Source organism: Hymenobacter glaciei (assembly GCF_039539585.1).
Lineage (GTDB): Bacteria > Bacteroidota > Bacteroidia > Cytophagales > Hymenobacteraceae > Hymenobacter > Hymenobacter glaciei.
The window spans coordinates 66948-82894 of record NZ_BAABDK010000010.1; the positions used below are offsets into that span (position 1 = coordinate 66948).

Annotated in this window: 18 protein-coding genes and 1 tRNA gene; 10 read left to right on the top strand and 9 right to left on the bottom strand. The window is 57.1% G+C overall.

Translation table 11 applies throughout. From position 1 onward, the window contains the following. The first annotated feature begins 242 nt into the window (after positions 1-242). The 7 genes from rpmG to ABD837_RS04915 all read left to right on the top strand — a co-directional run bounded on the left by rpmG (position 243) and on the right by ABD837_RS04915 (position 4875). Positions 243-425, top strand: a complete 183-nt coding sequence (gene rpmG / locus ABD837_RS04885; protein ID WP_168674975.1) for a 50S ribosomal protein L33 — start codon at positions 243-245, stop codon at positions 423-425. Positions 426-433: 8 nt separating this feature from the next. After that, on the top strand, positions 434-598 hold the full coding sequence (locus ABD837_RS04890) for a DUF4295 domain-containing protein (RefSeq protein WP_210514038.1): 165 nt from the start codon (positions 434-436) through the stop codon (positions 596-598). 191 nt (positions 599-789) lie between these two features. Then, on the top strand, positions 790-1761 hold the full coding sequence (gene ftsY / locus ABD837_RS04895; RefSeq protein WP_345050995.1) for a signal recognition particle-docking protein FtsY: 972 nt from the start codon (positions 790-792) through the stop codon (positions 1759-1761). A 78-nt stretch (positions 1762-1839) separates the two neighbouring features. Further along, positions 1840-2688 (top strand): 3-hydroxyacyl-CoA dehydrogenase NAD-binding domain-containing protein, encoded by an 849-nt coding sequence (locus ABD837_RS04900; RefSeq protein WP_345050998.1) that lies wholly within the window; start codon positions 1840-1842, stop codon positions 2686-2688. Positions 2689-2735: 47 nt separating this feature from the next. After that, complete coding sequence (locus ABD837_RS04905) at positions 2736-3170, top strand: hypothetical protein (protein WP_345051000.1); 435 nt, start codon at positions 2736-2738, stop codon at positions 3168-3170. Positions 3171-3280: 110 nt separating this feature from the next. After that, a tRNA-Asn gene (locus ABD837_RS04910) sits at positions 3281-3354 on the top strand. Positions 3355-3540: 186 nt separating this feature from the next. Beyond that, positions 3541-4875, top strand: coding sequence for a phage integrase SAM-like domain-containing protein (locus ABD837_RS04915; RefSeq protein ID WP_345051003.1), 1335 nt, complete (start codon positions 3541-3543; stop codon positions 4873-4875). Positions 4876-5090: 215 nt separating this feature from the next. Here the strand turns inward: ABD837_RS04915 and ABD837_RS04920 are convergent, their stop codons facing one another. Beyond that, positions 5091-5285, bottom strand: a complete 195-nt coding sequence (locus ABD837_RS04920; protein ID WP_345051005.1) for a hypothetical protein — start codon at positions 5283-5285, stop codon at positions 5091-5093. Between the two features lie 70 nt (positions 5286-5355). Here ABD837_RS04920 and ABD837_RS04925 point away from each other — a divergent pair, with 70 nt between their 5' ends. The 3 genes from ABD837_RS04925 (at position 5356) to ABD837_RS04935 (ending at position 7280) form a co-directional block, all read left to right on the top strand. Next, positions 5356-5940, top strand: coding sequence for a thermonuclease family protein (locus ABD837_RS04925; protein ID WP_345051008.1), 585 nt, complete (start codon positions 5356-5358; stop codon positions 5938-5940). A 65-nt stretch (positions 5941-6005) separates the two neighbouring features. Continuing rightward, positions 6006-6752, top strand: a complete 747-nt coding sequence (locus tag ABD837_RS04930; RefSeq protein ID WP_345051010.1) for a hypothetical protein — start codon at positions 6006-6008, stop codon at positions 6750-6752. A gap of 75 nt (positions 6753-6827) precedes the next feature. Next, positions 6828-7280, top strand: coding sequence for a hypothetical protein (locus ABD837_RS04935; protein ID WP_345051013.1), 453 nt, complete (start codon positions 6828-6830; stop codon positions 7278-7280). 407 nt (positions 7281-7687) lie between these two features. Here the strand turns inward: ABD837_RS04935 and ABD837_RS04940 are convergent, their stop codons facing one another. The 8 genes from ABD837_RS04940 to ABD837_RS04975 all read right to left on the bottom strand — a co-directional run bounded on the left by ABD837_RS04940 (position 7688) and on the right by ABD837_RS04975 (position 15881). Continuing rightward, positions 7688-8116, bottom strand: a complete 429-nt coding sequence (locus tag ABD837_RS04940) for a DUF3037 domain-containing protein (protein ID WP_345051015.1) — start codon at positions 8114-8116, stop codon at positions 7688-7690. Between the two features lie 71 nt (positions 8117-8187). Beyond that, the gene (locus tag ABD837_RS04945) at positions 8188-8589 is read right to left on the bottom strand and encodes a DUF3427 domain-containing protein (RefSeq protein ID WP_345051018.1); all 402 of its coding nucleotides are present in this window, start codon (positions 8587-8589) and stop codon (positions 8188-8190) included. Between the two features lie 9 nt (positions 8590-8598). Beyond that, a complete protein-coding gene (locus ABD837_RS04950; RefSeq protein WP_345051020.1) occupies positions 8599-9327 on the bottom strand; it encodes an HNH endonuclease in 729 nt (242 codons plus the stop codon). A 149-nt stretch (positions 9328-9476) separates the two neighbouring features. Beyond that, positions 9477-11678 (bottom strand): Z1 domain-containing protein, encoded by a 2202-nt coding sequence (locus ABD837_RS04955; protein ID WP_345051022.1) that lies wholly within the window; start codon positions 11676-11678, stop codon positions 9477-9479. Between the two features lie 21 nt (positions 11679-11699). Further along, the gene (locus tag ABD837_RS04960) at positions 11700-13274 is read right to left on the bottom strand and encodes an ATP-binding protein (protein ID WP_345051024.1); all 1575 of its coding nucleotides are present in this window, start codon (positions 13272-13274) and stop codon (positions 11700-11702) included. Positions 13275-13287: 13 nt separating this feature from the next. Further along, positions 13288-14667, bottom strand: a complete 1380-nt coding sequence (locus tag ABD837_RS04965; protein ID WP_345051027.1) for a DNA cytosine methyltransferase — start codon at positions 14665-14667, stop codon at positions 13288-13290. A gap of 8 nt (positions 14668-14675) precedes the next feature. Beyond that, complete coding sequence (locus tag ABD837_RS04970; RefSeq protein ID WP_345051029.1) at positions 14676-15086, bottom strand: very short patch repair endonuclease; 411 nt, start codon at positions 15084-15086, stop codon at positions 14676-14678. A 156-nt stretch (positions 15087-15242) separates the two neighbouring features. Then, a complete protein-coding gene (locus ABD837_RS04975) occupies positions 15243-15881 on the bottom strand; it encodes a PD-(D/E)XK nuclease-like domain-containing protein (RefSeq protein WP_345051032.1) in 639 nt (212 codons plus the stop codon). Positions 15882-15947 lie beyond the last annotated feature (66 nt).

Below are 15947 nucleotides of genomic sequence, written 5' to 3' on the forward strand. Positions count from 1 at the left end.
GATGCAGTATTTTACTGAATGTCGTGTAGCGCGCAGGGAAGCATCTTGCCTGCAGTAAGTAATTCATTCGATTGATTTGTGGCGGGCAAGATGCTTCGCTGCGCGCTGCATGACGTTGTTTGGCACACGTTTACCCCCGTTCTGCTTCGCCGACTGAAAGTTGCGTAAGGTTGCTTGGTCGTTTCCAAAAATCCCCGTACCTTTGCAGTCCTAAATTTTAAAACACATACACCCCCGTCGAGATGGCCAAGAAAGGAAACCGGGTGCAGGTTATCATGGAGTGCACCGAGCATAAAACCTCGGGCCTGCCGGGCACCTCGCGCTACATCACTACCAAAAACCGCAAGAACACCCCTGAGCGCATCGAGTTGAAGAAGTTCAACCCGATTATGCGGAAAATGACTGTTCACAAGGAAATTAAATAACCTGAACAATGGCTAAGAAAGTAGTAGCAACGCTGAAAACCGTTGAGAACGCCAAGAACTGGGCGAAAGTAATTCGTGCCGTTAAATCGGAGAAAACCGGTGCTTACACCTTCCGCGAGGAAATGGTGCTGCTCGACAAGGTTCAGGAGTACCTGGCTACCGGCAACAAATAGTTGCTGGCCGCTTCGGCTTCGTAAAAGTTTAAAAAGTCCCACCTTCGTGGGACTTTTTGCGTGTAATACCACCTGTCATGCTGACGAAGGAAGCACCTTATCACGGCCGCTTTCGTCAGCGCCCCCTTTTAATCCGAGTCCTGCGAACGTGATAAGATGCTTCGCAAGCTCAGCATGACAGAAAATCCCCAATGGGCCTCTTCGATTTTTTTAAAAAGGACAAGGAAACTCCTGCCCAGCAAGCTTCGCTTGATGCCGGCCTGGAAAAGACCAAAACCAACTTCTTCGAGCAGCTAAGCAAGGCCGTGGTGGGCAAAAGCACCGTGGACGAATCGGTGCTCGACGACCTGGAAACCATGCTGGTGCACGCCGACGTGGGCATTGAAACCACGGTGAAGGTCATCGACCGGATTGAAGCCCGCGTGGCGCGCGACAAGTACGTGAGCACCGGCGAGCTCGACCGCATCCTGCGCGAGGAAATCGTGGGCCTGCTGGAGGACAATAAATCCGGCTCCACCGCCGTGCTCGACAACGCGGGCAGCAGCGGCCAGCCTTTCGTTATCATGGTAGTGGGCGTGAACGGCGTGGGCAAAACCACCACCATTGGCAAGCTGGCGCACCGCTTCCACTCGGCTGGCAAAAAGGTGGTGCTGGGTGCGGCCGATACCTTCCGGGCGGCGGCCGTCGACCAGCTCATCATCTGGGGGCAGCGCGTGGGCGTGCCCGTGGTCAGCCACGGCATGAACACCGACCCGGCTGCCGTGGCCTTCGATGCCGTGCAAAAAGGCGTGGAAATGGGTGCTGACGTCATCATCATCGACACCGCTGGCCGCCTGCACAACAAAGTGAACCTGATGAACGAGCTGAGCAAAATCAAGCGCGTGATGCAGAAGATGATTCCCGACGCGCCGCACGAGGTGTTGCTGGTGCTCGATGGCAGTACCGGCCAGAATGCCTTCCTGCAAGCCAAGGAGTTCACCAAAGCCACCGAAGTCACAGCCTTGGCCATCACCAAGCTCGACGGCACGGCTCGCGGCGGCGTGGTGATTGGCATTTCGGACCAGTTCAGCATTCCGGTGCGCTACATTGGGGTAGGGGAGAAGATGACCGACTTGCAGCTCTTCGACCGTCACACGTTCGTTAATTCGTTGTTCAAGAAATAAGCGGCGATAACACGCCCATGCTAACGGCCCGCTTCTTCCGGATACTACCGGCCGGAGCGGGCCGTTTACCTTCGTGCCATGAATGAGATTAAAACCTTAGCCGTTGTTGGAGCCGGCACAATGGGCTTGGGCATTGCCCAACTCGGCGTGCAGCACGGCCTGCCCACGGTCCTGTTCGACCTGAGCTCGACGGCACTCGAGAAAGCCCAGGCTGCCATTGCCGCCGGCCTGGGCAAACTGGTAGAGAAAAACAAGCTGACGGCCGAGGCCCGTGAAGCCGCGCTGGCCCGTCTTACCCTCACCACCGAGCTGGCTGCTGTGCGCGCCGACTGCATCATCGAGGCCGTGGTAGAGCGGCTCGACGTGAAACATAAGCTTTTTCAGGACCTGGCCGATATAAACGGCCCAGGTACGATTCTGGCTTCCAATACTTCGTCGCTACCTATCACGCAGTTGGCGGCGCCCGTGCCGAACCCCGAACGGGTGGTGGGCATGCACTTCTTTAACCCCGCGCCGCTTATGCCCTTGGTAGAAGTGATTAGCGGCGTAGCGACGGCTCCGGAAGTGGCCGATGCTGTGGAGGCACTGGCTAGTCGCCTCGGCAAAACCCCGGTGCGCGCCGCCGATGCACCGGGCTTCATTGTGAACCGCGTGGCCCGGCACTACTACGTGGAAAGCCTGAAAGTGGTGGAGGAAAACGTGGCCACATTTGAAGTAGTGGACGAATTGCTGGAGGCCAGCGGATTTAAAATGGGGCCCTTCCGGTTAATGGACCTGATTGGCGTGGATACCAACTTCTCGGTGACCAGCGCCATGTTTGCCTCATTTCATCAGGAGGGCAAGTTTCGGCCCAGCCGCATTCAGCAGCAGAAAGTCGATGCCGGCCATTACGGCCGCAAAACCGGCCGGGGCTTTTACACTTACTAAGCAGTTGAGCCATGCATTCATCGTGTGTCAGTTCGTGGGTTTGGCGGATGGGAGTAGGACTGGCATTGAGTGGCCTGCTGGTTGCCTGCGGCAGCAAAAGCGACGCTCAGCCCCAGATTCCCTACGCGCCAGTCAACATTAGCATCAGTACAGCCGCGCAGGAATACGCACCGCTACGGTTCGATAACGGAGCTGTTAGCATACCGGCCAGAGGCCCAGCTGGCAACGGCGGCGTAAAGGGGGTGATTGTGGTGCGCCAGAGCGCGGGCATCTTCCTGGCCTTCGAGCGCAATTGCCCTTATCAGCCCTACGATGCCTGCGCGACGGTGTCGCTCGACCGCAATTCCAGGTTGTTTATGCGCGATTCGTGTTGCACCTCGCAATTTGACCTCAAAGGTCAGGTGACGGGCGGTCCAGCGCCGCTGCCACTTAAGCAATACAGTGTCAGCGTACAAGGCAATCTGCTCAGCATTACGAACTGAAATCGGACAGATTTTTTGAAAAAAACACGCGCCAAGTTTGTGTAACTTCAAACGCTCGTTGTAGATTTGCACTCCGAAACAACAACAACCGGTGTTTCGGCTAGAAAAAAGCTTCCTTAGCTCAGCCGGTTAGAGCATCTGACTGTTAATCAGAGGGTCCCTGGTTCGAGCCCAGGAGGGAGCGCTAAAGCCTAAAATGCCCGCCGATAACCGGCGGGCATTTTTGCGTTTATGCCTTTTTGAGGCATTCAGGGCAGCTTTTTGGGAAGAATACTTTTGGATGTCCGGTCGTATCCGGCTATCTTCGGGAGCAAACCAGGGCGGAAACTGAGGCGAAAGCCAGGGCGACGCCTGTTATTCTCCTAGCCCAATGAGCCAGTCGCAGCTATTCAAACGGAAAATCAGTGTACGCCTGCACCCACGCTTGGCGGAGGCAGACAAGCGGGGATACTGCCCGCTACGGCTCACGGCGCGCTGGCACGGGCAGGAAATCCAGGAGTATACCGGAGAGCGGGTGCTACCGCAGCGGCTGGACAAAAATGGACAGGCCGAAGTGCTGTGGAGTGCTGACCTGGGCCGGGTGTTACGCGGCCACGACGACTTCGTGGCCATAAATGGCCGACTGAGTGACTGGGAGCGGGACATACTGGGAGCTTTCACCCGGCTGTTCGACGCTGCCCCATTTCAGAAAGTAGAAAAGGCGGCGCTGCTGGCCGAGCTGTTTCCGAAAGCCAGGGTTAAGACGGTGGCACCGGTGCCGGTGTCGCAGAAGCCGGAGGATAGCCGCACATTCCGGCAGGTACTGGAGGAATGGAAGGAGCAGAACCGTAATCTGGGCAAAGACTCGCTACGCAAGTACGACCAACTGGCTACGATGATGGAAAGCTGGCAGCCCGACCTGCGCCCGGACCAGGTGACGCAGAAGGTGGCCAAGGAGTACCAGCAGCACTTGCTGGATTTGCAGAAATCGGACGCGACCATCAAGGTGCATTTCACGGGCCTGCGCAAGTGCTTTGAGCAGATGAACCTGAAGGCGGATATGCCCTGGCTCCAGTATTCGGCCAAGAACGCGCCGCAGCTGGACCTAGAGATTGAGGAGGTGCGGCGGCTTATCCGGTGGCGGCCTACGGAAGAGCATCTGGCGGAAGAGCGGGACCGGTGGCTGTTTCAGCTGTTCAGCGGGCGGCGGTACGAGGACCTGGAGAAGTTCGACAAGCGTGAGCGGATATCCCTGCCTCTGGCCGATGGCAGTTCAGTGCCGGCGCTGTTGCATGCGCAGGGCAAGACGGGCAATGACGCGGCCGTGCCGCTGCCGCCTATAGCTGTAAAGATTGGCGAACGGTGGAACTGGCAGTTTCCGGCCCGCACCTGGCAGCAGCGCGGTGAGTGCATTAAGGAAGTGGCACAACAGGCGGGACTGACGCGGGAATGGGATGACCGGCTGATTTCGGGCGGGAAAGTGATACACAACTGGCGGCCGATTCATCAGGTCATCGGCACGCACACGGCGCGGCATACGGCTGGTACGCTGCTCAAACAAGTCAGCGGCGGCAATAAGGCGCTGTCCAAGTTGGTGCTCGGGCATGCCGAGGAAGACGTAACGGACCGCTACGCCAAGGACAAAGCCCGGCTGCTGGCGCCGGCCATACTTGAGGCCTGGCAGGCCATTCTGGGCGAGTGGTACGACAAGGAGCCGACGCAGTAGCACCGGGGCCAAACCCTTTGTGCTGTTCTGCGAGAACAAGTTGTATGCAGAAAGGGACCAGGTGACACGGAACCGCACGGTGCGGTAACGGGCATTGACTACTTGTACTTGTAAGTCTACTTGTAAATGCTGCTTATGAGTAGACTTACAAGTAGCACCGACGCTGTATTGCAACTGTGGCTGCAAGGTGCCTTCAGACTGCCTCCGTCCTGCCTTCAGCCCCGGTGGAGGGCGGCGGCTACTTCGGCCTCGGGGAGGCTGGTGTAGGCGCAGAACTCGGCGACGGAAACGTAGGCGCGGGCGGGCTTGCGCAGCTTGGTGCGGATGCGCTGCAGCAGGCGCTTGCCGGCGTCATAGCCGGTGCCGGTGAGCTGGGCAACGTCTTTGGGGTAAAGGCAAACCTGGGGCATCTTAGGGCAGCTTGGGGCAATTGGGACGGACGAATATACAACGGTCAAAAGCCGCTTGTAGGTTCGTGCCATGAAAGATAAAGCGCTGTATTTCAGTGGGTGGTTGCTAGTGGTTGCGACAGGTTTCGGACTGGGCGAAGCAGCCGTGAAAAGCTTTGCCCCAGTTGGTCATGCCAGCGCCGCTCCGACGGAAGAAGCGGGTCGGGTGGTGCGGGTGGTGGACGCCGATACGTACGACGTGCTGGCCGGTGGCGTGACGTACCGGGTGCGGCTGCTGGGGGTGGATGCGCCGGAGCCAGACCAGCCCTATGGGCACCAGGCGGCGGACTCGGTGGCGCTGCTTCTCGGACCTAAGCGGCCCGTGCTGGTGACCCGGCGGGGCGTGGACCTCTACGGAAGGGCTCTGGCCACGATGCGGCTGCCGGTGGCAGGCAAGCCTGCCCTGGCACTGGACTCGCTGCTGGTGGTGCGCGGCTGGGCGTGGGCCTTCGACCCAAAGCGGCGGGTAGCGGGCCGGGCCGCGCAGCAGGTCTCGGCGGTGGCCGCCCGGCGCGGGCTCTGGAAGTGCGGGGCGGTGGGCGTGCTCATGCCGCGCCAATGGCGCAAGCTCAATTACAAAAACAAGCGGCGCTACGAGGTGGGCTGCACCTGGTAGCAACGTCGCATAAGCGCAAGCAGCTACGACACAAACGAATTTTCAACTTCTAACAACTTACCACTATGGCACGTCAAACGGGCATTATTGGCATCCAGGGCACCGTAGGGGGCCTGGTGTTCAGCAAAAACGGGAACATCTCCCAAAAGCCGCAAGGCGACAAAGCGGCCTTCGCCAACGCTCCGAGCCGGGCACGTACCCGCGAAAACGCGGCTGAATTTGGCCTGGCCGCTAAATACAGCAAGCTACTCCGTGACTCGCTGCGCGTGGCCATTGCTTCGGCCAGTGACAGCCTGTTGGCCTCGCGCCTGACGAAGGTGATGCGCGAGGTCATTGGGCTCGACGACACGAATGACCGCGGCCTGCGGGTGTTCGATGCCAGCAACTCGGCTCCGCTGCTGGGCTTCAACTTCAACGCGGGAGCTGGCATCGGCCAGACCATGTACTTCCCTTACGAGGTGACGGGTGCGGGTGCTGATGTGACCATGAGCATTCCGGCGCTGAATCCGGCCTCGGACATTGCCGCGCCGCAGGGCGCTACGCACTTCGAGGTAGTGTTTGCCGCTTCGGACCTGGACATGGAGACGCTGACCTTCACCAACGCCGTGGTAGCGGCTCCGCTGGGCATTCTGCCCATCAACAGCGCGGCCTTGGTCAACCAGTCGGTGGTGGCCACTTTCCCGGCGGCTCCGTCTGCGGCTAATCTGGTGGTGGGTGTGGTTGGCATCAACTTCTACCAGCAGATTAACGGCAAGTTCTATGCCCTCAATAACAACAGCACGAACCCGCTGGCCATTGAGTACGTGGCCTAGGCCTAAGCAAACCCGAAAAGATGGCCGGTCGGTAGCGGCTGGCCATTTTTCTTTCACTTCTTCATTCAACACATTATGGCACTTACGGCCTATCAAACCCAATTCAAGCGGCGCATGAAGCGCGCTATTCGTTTACGTGCCAAGGCCGACCAAAAGGCGCGGCGCTACACGCAGCTCCTGGCCGACGCCATCGGGGCGGCCGAAGACGCAGCCACGCAAATGAACGAACTCAACCAACTCTACAACGTGGACGTGAGCACCTACACGCTGCTGACTCAAGCGCTGCATGCCAACAGCGGGCAGGAAGTGCTGGTAGACCACCTAGCGCAGAGTACACCGGGCGAGGAATTGGTTATCTTCAATCAAATACCAGACGGCAACGGTGGGCAGGAACTGCCAGCTAACCCGCTGTTCGGGGAACTGGTGGCAGGTACGCCGATTTTGGCGCCGGCGCAGACTGCGAAGATTATCGCTCCGGAGAAGGATGCCGCGCCTGTGGATACGCAAGCACCGGAATCCCTGGGTTAGCATCTGCTCTATAATGACTGGCAAGGCCGGCTCCTCCTTGTGAGGGGCCGGCCTTTTCTCAGTGTAGGTGCTGACCGTATAACTGACTGACGTTTATGTCATCTGCTTCGTCGGTTGTGAAGCTCTGGCTGGTGATTTGGCAAACGTAGTGGTGGTAAGTGAAGGAGTATTCCTTGCCACGGTACTCCTCGGTTGCTGGTTCCTGGTGAAGAAGCGCATACCCGTCGGCGAAGGGGCTTTCAATCTGGCCGGCAACCATAGCTTGTGTTTGGATAGCGGTTTAAACTTGCCACAAGGGATGCTAAATTTCTACCAGTCCTCCATCCGTACGGGCGGCCCAGTGCCTTACAAATGGTGGTATCAATGATTTTGCAACAGCTTGTTGCAAAATTCAGCAACACACAGTTCTAGCTGTTCCGAAGCATTCGAGGACGAGGCGCAGGCTGGGTTTCGGCAAAGTAAATTTCATAGTACTCGTCGGCTACTGATTGCGGGTCGTTGTCGGCTGCTGATATGGCTTTGGTAAGGTCTCCGAATCGCAGTACTGTGGCATCGACAGGCACTAGTTCCCGAGTAATGAAGAAAGTATACTGTTCAGGCGTGAGGGGAGCAACAAGCTCGGTATTGGCGCCGGCTACACGCTGGCTGAAGCTGGTGAGGTAACTGAGTAGCTGGTGTTCGGAAAACGACTGATACAAGTAGCGCAGGCGACTGAAGTTTGCCGGGTATCGAAATTCCAGCCGCCCCTGTTCAGGGAAGCAAAGCAGAATACCCACATTCACTTGCTCCCCCAGGAATGGTGAATGCACATACTTAAGTAGATTAAAATAAATCATAAGCACTAAGTAAGCCTGACTGCGAATGGCCAACAGAGCTTTTTAGCAGGTGGGATGGAACTGCAAGAATATCACACCTCTTTCTCCGCTGCCAGCACAAACGAGGTTGGGTGGCTAGCGTGGTGGCTTTGGTATAGAAAGCGGCCTAGATAGCGGAATCCGGCACCAGGATGTTCTGCCTTGTTGAGGCGGTAAAACACTATTAGCTCATTTCCTTCATCCTGGTGGGTTAAAATAAGCTTATCCGTGCGGCCGCTCATCTGGCCTTGCCAGTGAAGCGTGTCACCATCTAGGCGGTCCTTGTACTGCGTTTGGTCTTGGCCTTTCTCTTCCGTCACAAAGAGCCAAACAGAGCGAGTGCCGCGGGGCTTGAAGACCCCTGTGTCCATCGTTTTGTCGATGATGTTGAACTTCTCACGCAGGTCTTGACGGGTGTAGACCTGCTGGGGAATGAGGTCGAGGGATGTGTACATGAAGCGGGGCTAGAACGGACAACGAATGCGGTGGGCCCGCAGTGCATCGCGGCTGGGGTGCTGCTTTGGGTCGGCAGGCAATGCTAGGGCGCGGCCAGCGAGCGGGGCGTACTCTGATGCGGTCAGCGTTGGCGAAATGACCACGGCTAAGCTTTCTGGGTCAACTGCCAGCAGCTGTAAATCGAAGAGCGTATGAATGTCAGCGCGCAGCAGCAAGCCGTTTTGGACGTGGTGGGTGGTAGGGCCCAGGTAGGGAATGATATGGGCCGCCTCCAAGATTGGCTCTACTTGGCAGCCAGTCACTGGGCACGTACCGCCATAGGCCTGGATGAGGCTATTTCGAAAGGCGGCTTGGCCGCGGCGGCGCACAATGCTGGCTAGCACCCATTCGCGCCCGTCGCGCACGGTGTCTGGATTGAAAGCCGCGCGCTTGTCTTGCTCGGCCTGTATCTGGTCCAAGCTGGGCATGCTGCCGCTGCGAGTGAGCAAGAATAGCGCAGGGTGAGAGCCGCTGTGCTGCTGATACTCGAAGCGACCTAAATAGCGAAATCCTGCGCCAGGGTATTGAGTGGCATTCTCGCGGTAGAAAACCAGTAGCTCCAGCCCGCGCAGCTCGTGCGTGATGACTAGCTGGTCGGTACGGCCGGCGGCCTGGCCGACCCATTGCAGCGTATCATCATCGAGCAGCTGAGTTGCGGGCTTGCCACCGCCCGGCTGCTGGGCGGTGACAAACAGCAATACAGAACTGTAGCCGCTGGGGCGACAAATACCGGTGTCAATTGTGGTGTCGCGTATTCCTAACAGTTGCCGTAGCTCAGCCCGGGTATAGGGCTGCTCTTGCGCTAGCTGCTCGGAAGCGAATTGAGAGAATGAAGTAGGCATCTTCCCTACTCGCTTGCTAGACGTACCATCTCTACGCCAGCGCTGGCGGGCACCCATACGCCTAGGGCAAAAGAGTGCTGGTCAGCAGCGCCTTCGACTTTTACCTTCAGCGTGTGAATCTGTAGGCTGAAATGCTCCTCGCTCTTAATCTCGGCGTCGCCGGGATAAGTGAGCTTACCAGCCCCCTTTTTCGGGTTGCGGCCCTGGAAAAGCTGCCGAACCTTGCCGTTAACTGCGCTACGCGTGCGCTCACGACTCGGTGACATCCGGTAGACCATCCCAGTAGCTCCTTGGTTGGTTATGCTGAATGTCTCGAGGCTATTGGCGAGCATTGCGAATGCGCTGGCATCGTCGGTGGAGAGGTAGCTGTAGCTGCGTAGCAACTCAACGATGGCTGCAAGCGGAACCTCAGCTACCGAATGTATCTGCTCCGGCGTGCGCTCTGCACTACCCTCATCAGTCTGCCAAGTAAATGCTTTGTTGCCGGTCAACTGCTTGATAGCAGATTTGTTGGATTGATATTCAGTGTCATTGCCGACGACGGCTCGGGTAGTAATCCAGCCGCCACCGAAGTGGTAGCGCTCGGTGTCGTCGCTGAGTACGGCTGGGCGCGTGAGCTGGGTGAGCGACGAAGGCAGCACAACACAGCGCTGAAAGTCGTTGAGCGGGTGCCCAGCGTCGAAGGGACCAAGGCGGTTACGCAGGTCAATCTCGTGCTGCACATAGTCGGCAAAAGCCCCGCGAACGTCGCGGGTTAGGTAGACTCGGCAAAGGTTCAAGAACTTTTCTTTGTAACCGAAGAAGCGGGCGCGCTGCTGAATGGTATCGGCGGTGCCGGTGCCGAGGCCGCGGGGCATATAAGTTACAGTCAAGCCTTCGACGGTAAAGCCTCGGTCCATAGCCTGGCCCCCCACGAGGATAAAGGAGTAGTGGTTGACCCAATCAATCTGCGGAGCGGAGCCGGGAGCGGCATTTAGCAAGCGAACTTGGGTGGACTGGATAGCATATTGCAGCATATCCAGGTGCTCATCGAAGGGCGCTACGTTGGTAAGCTGGCTATGCGCGGCGCGGAAATCCTCTTCCAACTCTAGTCGGTCGGGGTCGGTTTCAGGCTTGTTAAGCAGCCTTTCCCAGGAGGCTTTAATGTTTATAACCCAGTTGTAGTACACCTGATGAATGCCAGTGAGTTGCGAGGGATGCAGCATCATCGAGCGGTTATCTTCGCTAGAGTTTGTTGCATATCGCTCGGCTACGCCCAAGAAGAATATACGCATGGCCTCCAGCAGCGAGGCCGGAGGCTCGGAAAACTGGTGGTCGTTGCCATACACTTCGCCAGTAGGAATTGGCCGGACCAGCTTGTCAGTGATATCTGAAGCGAAGAAGCGCTCACCGCCGGTATAGCCGGTGCCGGGAGTGAGCAGCTTGATGAAATTAGGTGACAGGTCATCCTGCCGCTCGATGAACAAGGGCGCTTGTGGTGTAGCTGTGTACTGCACAAACGTGTGATGAGGTAGCGAGTCTTTGAGCTTCAGCAACTGTGCGTACACAGGGCTTTGCTTTTTGGCCTGCCCATTGGCGACGCGGCGGCGGTTGGGTCGGGCCTCGGTATTCATGCCGGCCTGGTCGGCTTCGTCGTCAACTATAAGGGTCGGAACTCCGCGCAACTCAGCGGCTAGCTGACCCATTACCTGCGTCAGGCTTTCGAGCCGCTTCTTGTTCTTCATGACTACGATAATAGCGGTTCGCTGCATCGCACGCGGAAGCTTCGTATTTCGATAGTCGTTGAGCGTGGCCCGAATGCCGTCTAGCCCATTAGAGACAGTAGGGTTGGGGATGATGCGCCACTCCCTTGAGTTGGCTCCGGCTAACTGTAAGTCTTGGGTCAGGCGCTTTATAGATTGCGCCACCAGTACACTCGTAGTCCCGGCCACCACGATGACAAGCTGATAGTCATTGTCACGCGCGAGGGCTATCAGCGACGTGAAAGACATGGTTTTGCCGCTCTGCACAAAGCCAAGAGCAAGGCCAGTCTCTGCGCTAGCATCGTCGGCAGGGTTGCCGCAAAGGCCCATTATCTGGCTTGTCTCCGCAATGAGCTTATCGGCGGCCTCGGCAGGCAGGCGTAGGTGGCTTTTTAGGCGGGCAGTCTGCTGGCCATGCTTAACGAGCCAGGTGGGTGGGGTAGATACGGTAGGAGTGGGCTCCATATTTGAATGGTGTGGAATGGTTTATAAACTAGGCTGAGCTAATACTTCACCCAAGAAGTCGAGGAGCAGCCCGGTTTTGGTAGCGCCGCCCTCGGCAGCAATGGTGCGAGCAATGGCAAGGCCAGCAGCTAGCTCTACCAGCATCTCTTCCGTGGTATGAGCAGCCAGCTTTTTGAAAAATGGGTGCGTCAAAGCAATGCGAACACCAAGATTGCGCTCGCCAGGAATAGACTTTGCCGCTTTGGGGATGAGGTGGTCACCCATCTCTAGCCACTCGCTGTGCGCATAGCTGGAGCTTAGCTCTACATGTACCTGCCAATGGGTGCCGTTGTGCTTTAGTCTATGCTGCTTAACAGGCGCTAGAGTCGGAAACAAGGAGCCTGTAGCAGCTTTAGCACCAAGATTGCCTGTGCCAAGCCCAGCGGCTGGCTGGGGTTTCGCAGGCGGAACTGTCCCATTACCATTGATGCCTGCTCCTAGGCCAGCGGTAGGGCTGCCACCAGGGGAGACGATGCTCGGAGGCTCAGGCTTGCTGCTACCATTGGTTTTAGGTGGGTTCTTGCGGTAATTCTCGGCTTGCCTAAGTAATGGCTTAGCAGGATTTGACAGCGCTTTTTCAAGCAGCGATAAAAACTCCTCCTCACAGCCCTCCCACTGAAACCCGTCTTTGGTGTGGCTCACTCCGAAGCCTTCTAGATGGAACTCCCCAAACAGACGCTGTGAGCGGTAGCTATTGCCGCGGCCAAACAATGCCTCGGGCCGGTACACCTCTTCGTAGCTGCCCACAATGACCCGTCCGCGCCGAAATAGCGAAAAGCCGGCTTCAGCGGTGGAACCTGTTTCGCGTATGGCAGCGAAGCCGCGGACTGTGCGGCCGCCAGCGCACTCAAACGAGACTTCTTGCAGCCAGCGAATAGAAGGGCCGCTAGGGTCGCTGTAGATGGCAGCCTCCAGCACATCGGGAACTGCGTAGCCTAGCTGCTCGCCGTTGACGGTGAGTACCAACTCGCCAGCCTGGATAAAAGCACGATAGATGCTGGCTAGGTGGCTTTTAATCTTGCCTGTTGTCCTTTTGTAGGGCGGGTCGAACACCTGCGCTAGCTTAATACCGGTGAAGTGCTCGCTGGATGGCGTGTCTGGAATCAGGGTGACATCAAGCTCTTGGATGTGGTTGCTGACTATGCTATCCACGTCGAACTTGATAAGGCGACTGACCGTCTCACCTAATGCTTTGGTCTTGATGCCCCACATAGGAGAAAACCAGCAGCTCGCAGCCTTCATGCCCATACCAAACTCCGATAATCCTTTGCGGTCGGGAGGAGGTGCAGCGACCTGCAGCGCCCGGTTCAGGTCACCTGCGCTGATGCCGGCGGCGTTGTCGAGAATGGTAATAATTTTCTGCGCAGAGTCAATCGTGATATCGACGCGCAACTTGTACGCCGGCCCGTCTGCCGCAATTAGCGCAGCCTTGTTTTTTATATAGCTGTCGATAGAGTTATCTACGTACTCCGCCAACGCATACCAAGGGCTGTAGTTGAGGTGACGCAGTACGGCCAATACGCCCACGTCAGGGCGGATATTAATCTTCTCACTCATGTAGGGGAATTCTCTATAGGGTAGCTAGCGCTAAGCTACCCTGAACTAAGGCAGGGTATAGCTTTTTGCGCTTTGGTTTTGGGGCAGGCTCTGCTATTTGAGTTGGCGATGAGTGGTCGATTAGGCGCTCAGCAATGCGCTTCACTACCTCGGCATTTACAGCATTGCCTAGCGCTCGGAAAGCAGCGGTATTATTCTCAGGTAGCTTGATACTGCCCAGGGACTGCAGCCGTGCTCCCTCGGAGGCGGTAATGTAGCGGCCCAGCCAGCCAATTACGGGCACCTGAGTTCGAGTAGAAGAGACAAGGGCGGGAAAGTAATTTGGCCGCTTGACGCGAATGCCAGAGGGGCGAAACTGCAGGATTAGCTGGTCGAGCTGGCGCACGGAGCCCTTGCAGTTCCACTCAAACTTCTGCCAGCTAAAAGGGAGCTTGCGTATCTTCTTCATCACCGGCTTTAGCTCCTTCTCATACTTCTTAAAGAATGCGCGGTTATCACGGATAAACTGCTGCTTCCAGGGCGGAAATAGCTCATCTGGCTGGGCGTAAGTAGGAATGCGCTTCAGCCGCTTCGAGCCTTTTAGCTTCTTTAGACGCTTGCCGAAGGAGCCCCGGTACTCAGCTAGCTGCTTCTTGGTGAGCATCTTCGGCACCTTTTCGACGTAAGGGTAATTCGCCTTGTACTCGGTGGCCCAAATTGGAAATGAAGGCAAGGGAGCATCTGGCGGCAGGCAATCCAGAAACTCTTGCCATACAGCTACTGCTTCAGCCTCACGGTCCGTAAAGTCACGCCAATTGGCTTGGCGAGGACCCTCGTCCAGAACGGTTCGCACCGACATGTTTTCGTGGCTCTCGGGCTGTGGCCAATTAAAGCAACTGAGCCCCCATTTGTCCTCCCGTACCGCAACAATAAACATTCGCTGCCTAAGCTGTGGCACCCCAAACTGATGCGGCGAGAGAATCTTGTGGTCGACTTCGTATCCAGCAGCCTTTAGCTCGGCCTTGATGACGCGCCAGGTATTCTGGCTATCGTGCTTGAGTAGGTTGGCGACGTTCTCGAGAAGTAGATAAGTAGGCTTGTGATGCTTGACGATGCGCAGAATCTCATAGAATAGGTTTCCGCGCACTTTGTCGTTTAGCCCCTCCTGGGAGCCAGCTTTGGAGAATGGCTGACAAGGAAAGCCGGCACAGAGAAAGTCATGGCTAGGAATCTCCTCATTACTGACATGATTAATATCCCCGCGCACATACTTTTCTTCCAAGCCGTAATTTTCTTGATAAAGCGCCCGAAGGTCTTTATTCAATTCGGAAGCGAAGACGCACTTCATGCCAAGCCGCTCTAGCCCGACGTGAAATCCGCCTAAACCGGCAAATAAATCAATGAATTTCAGCATTTTATTAGCTAGTCTTGAACAGCTAGCAGAGCTTTTATTTGTTGAACAGCCTCGCTGAGCGAGGATTTAACTTGACACTCCCAAACCGTGTGAACCCGCCAGCCTAGCTCAGTGAGCTTGTCGGCGTTCGTAGCGTCGCGCCGACTATTTCCGGCTAGCTTCTCGCTCCAGTATGTAGCGTTGTGGCGTGGGCGCGCAATGGCGCAGATGGGGCAGCTATGCCAGTAGCAGCCGTGGACAAATACGATTAGCCGCTGAGCAGTGAACACTAAGTCGGGCTTACCCGGCAAGTCCTTGCGATGAAGCCGGTAGCCTCTCGCGCCGGCTTGCCAAAGTGCCTTGCGGAGCAGTAGCTCAGGTTTAGAGTCCTTGGCTTTATTCCCCTGCATCGTCTTGGTGACGGCCTGGGACTTGGGCATTGGGTAGCCACTCTCGGGGACTCTAAATTTGATGGCCACTTAATTCTTTCTCCTTTGAAGCTACATCTGATTGTTTAGCCAGACGCTATTGATTTTAGCATAGCTACTCTAGTTACAAAGCTAGCCTGATTGGTGCAAGCTTACAAGATTATTAAATCAGCGGCTCGGGCAAGCATAGCGGCGCAACAGCGCCGTGTACTTCTTGCGGCCCTGCTCAATGAATCCGGGCGTAGCGGTGGCGTCGAAGAGCCAAACAGCGTGAGGGGCCTTCTTCTGAACGCCGATGATGAGAAAGCGGGTGGCACTCAGGGCATCGAGGTATAGGGCGGCTTGGCGGTCGTAGTCGTACTGCTCGGCGCTGGCCAGGAAGTGCGGGAGGTCGGGGCAGCTGGTGGTTTTGAAGTCGATGAGCGTGGTACGGCGGCCGGCGGGGCTAACCACTACCAGGTCGGGGCGAATCTTGACCTGCACGCCGGTAGCGGTGTGCGTGGCCGTGTGGGTCAGCTCGGCGGTGCCGCGGTACAGAACGTCGCGGCAGTAGCGGTGGCGGCGCACCTGACGGGCCAGCTGCTCCAGCTGCTGCCAGGGGCATTTCTCTTGGGTGCGGGCGTAAGTAGCGGGTTCGAGCGTGGCGCTGTGGAAATGGGAGCCAAAGGCCAGAGCCTGGGGGTTGGGCTTGCGCAGCTGGCCTAATATCCGGGCCTTCAATTCGGAGAGGTCGGTATTGGAGACGTGAGGCAGGGCGCGGTGCTGCTCCTGGGTCAGGCCGGGGTATGACGTGAGGTCGTGAAACATGGCAATGCTGAAAATATTGGATGAATGGGTAGCCAAGTGGCCCCCACGGCGGGCGCCGTGGGGGCC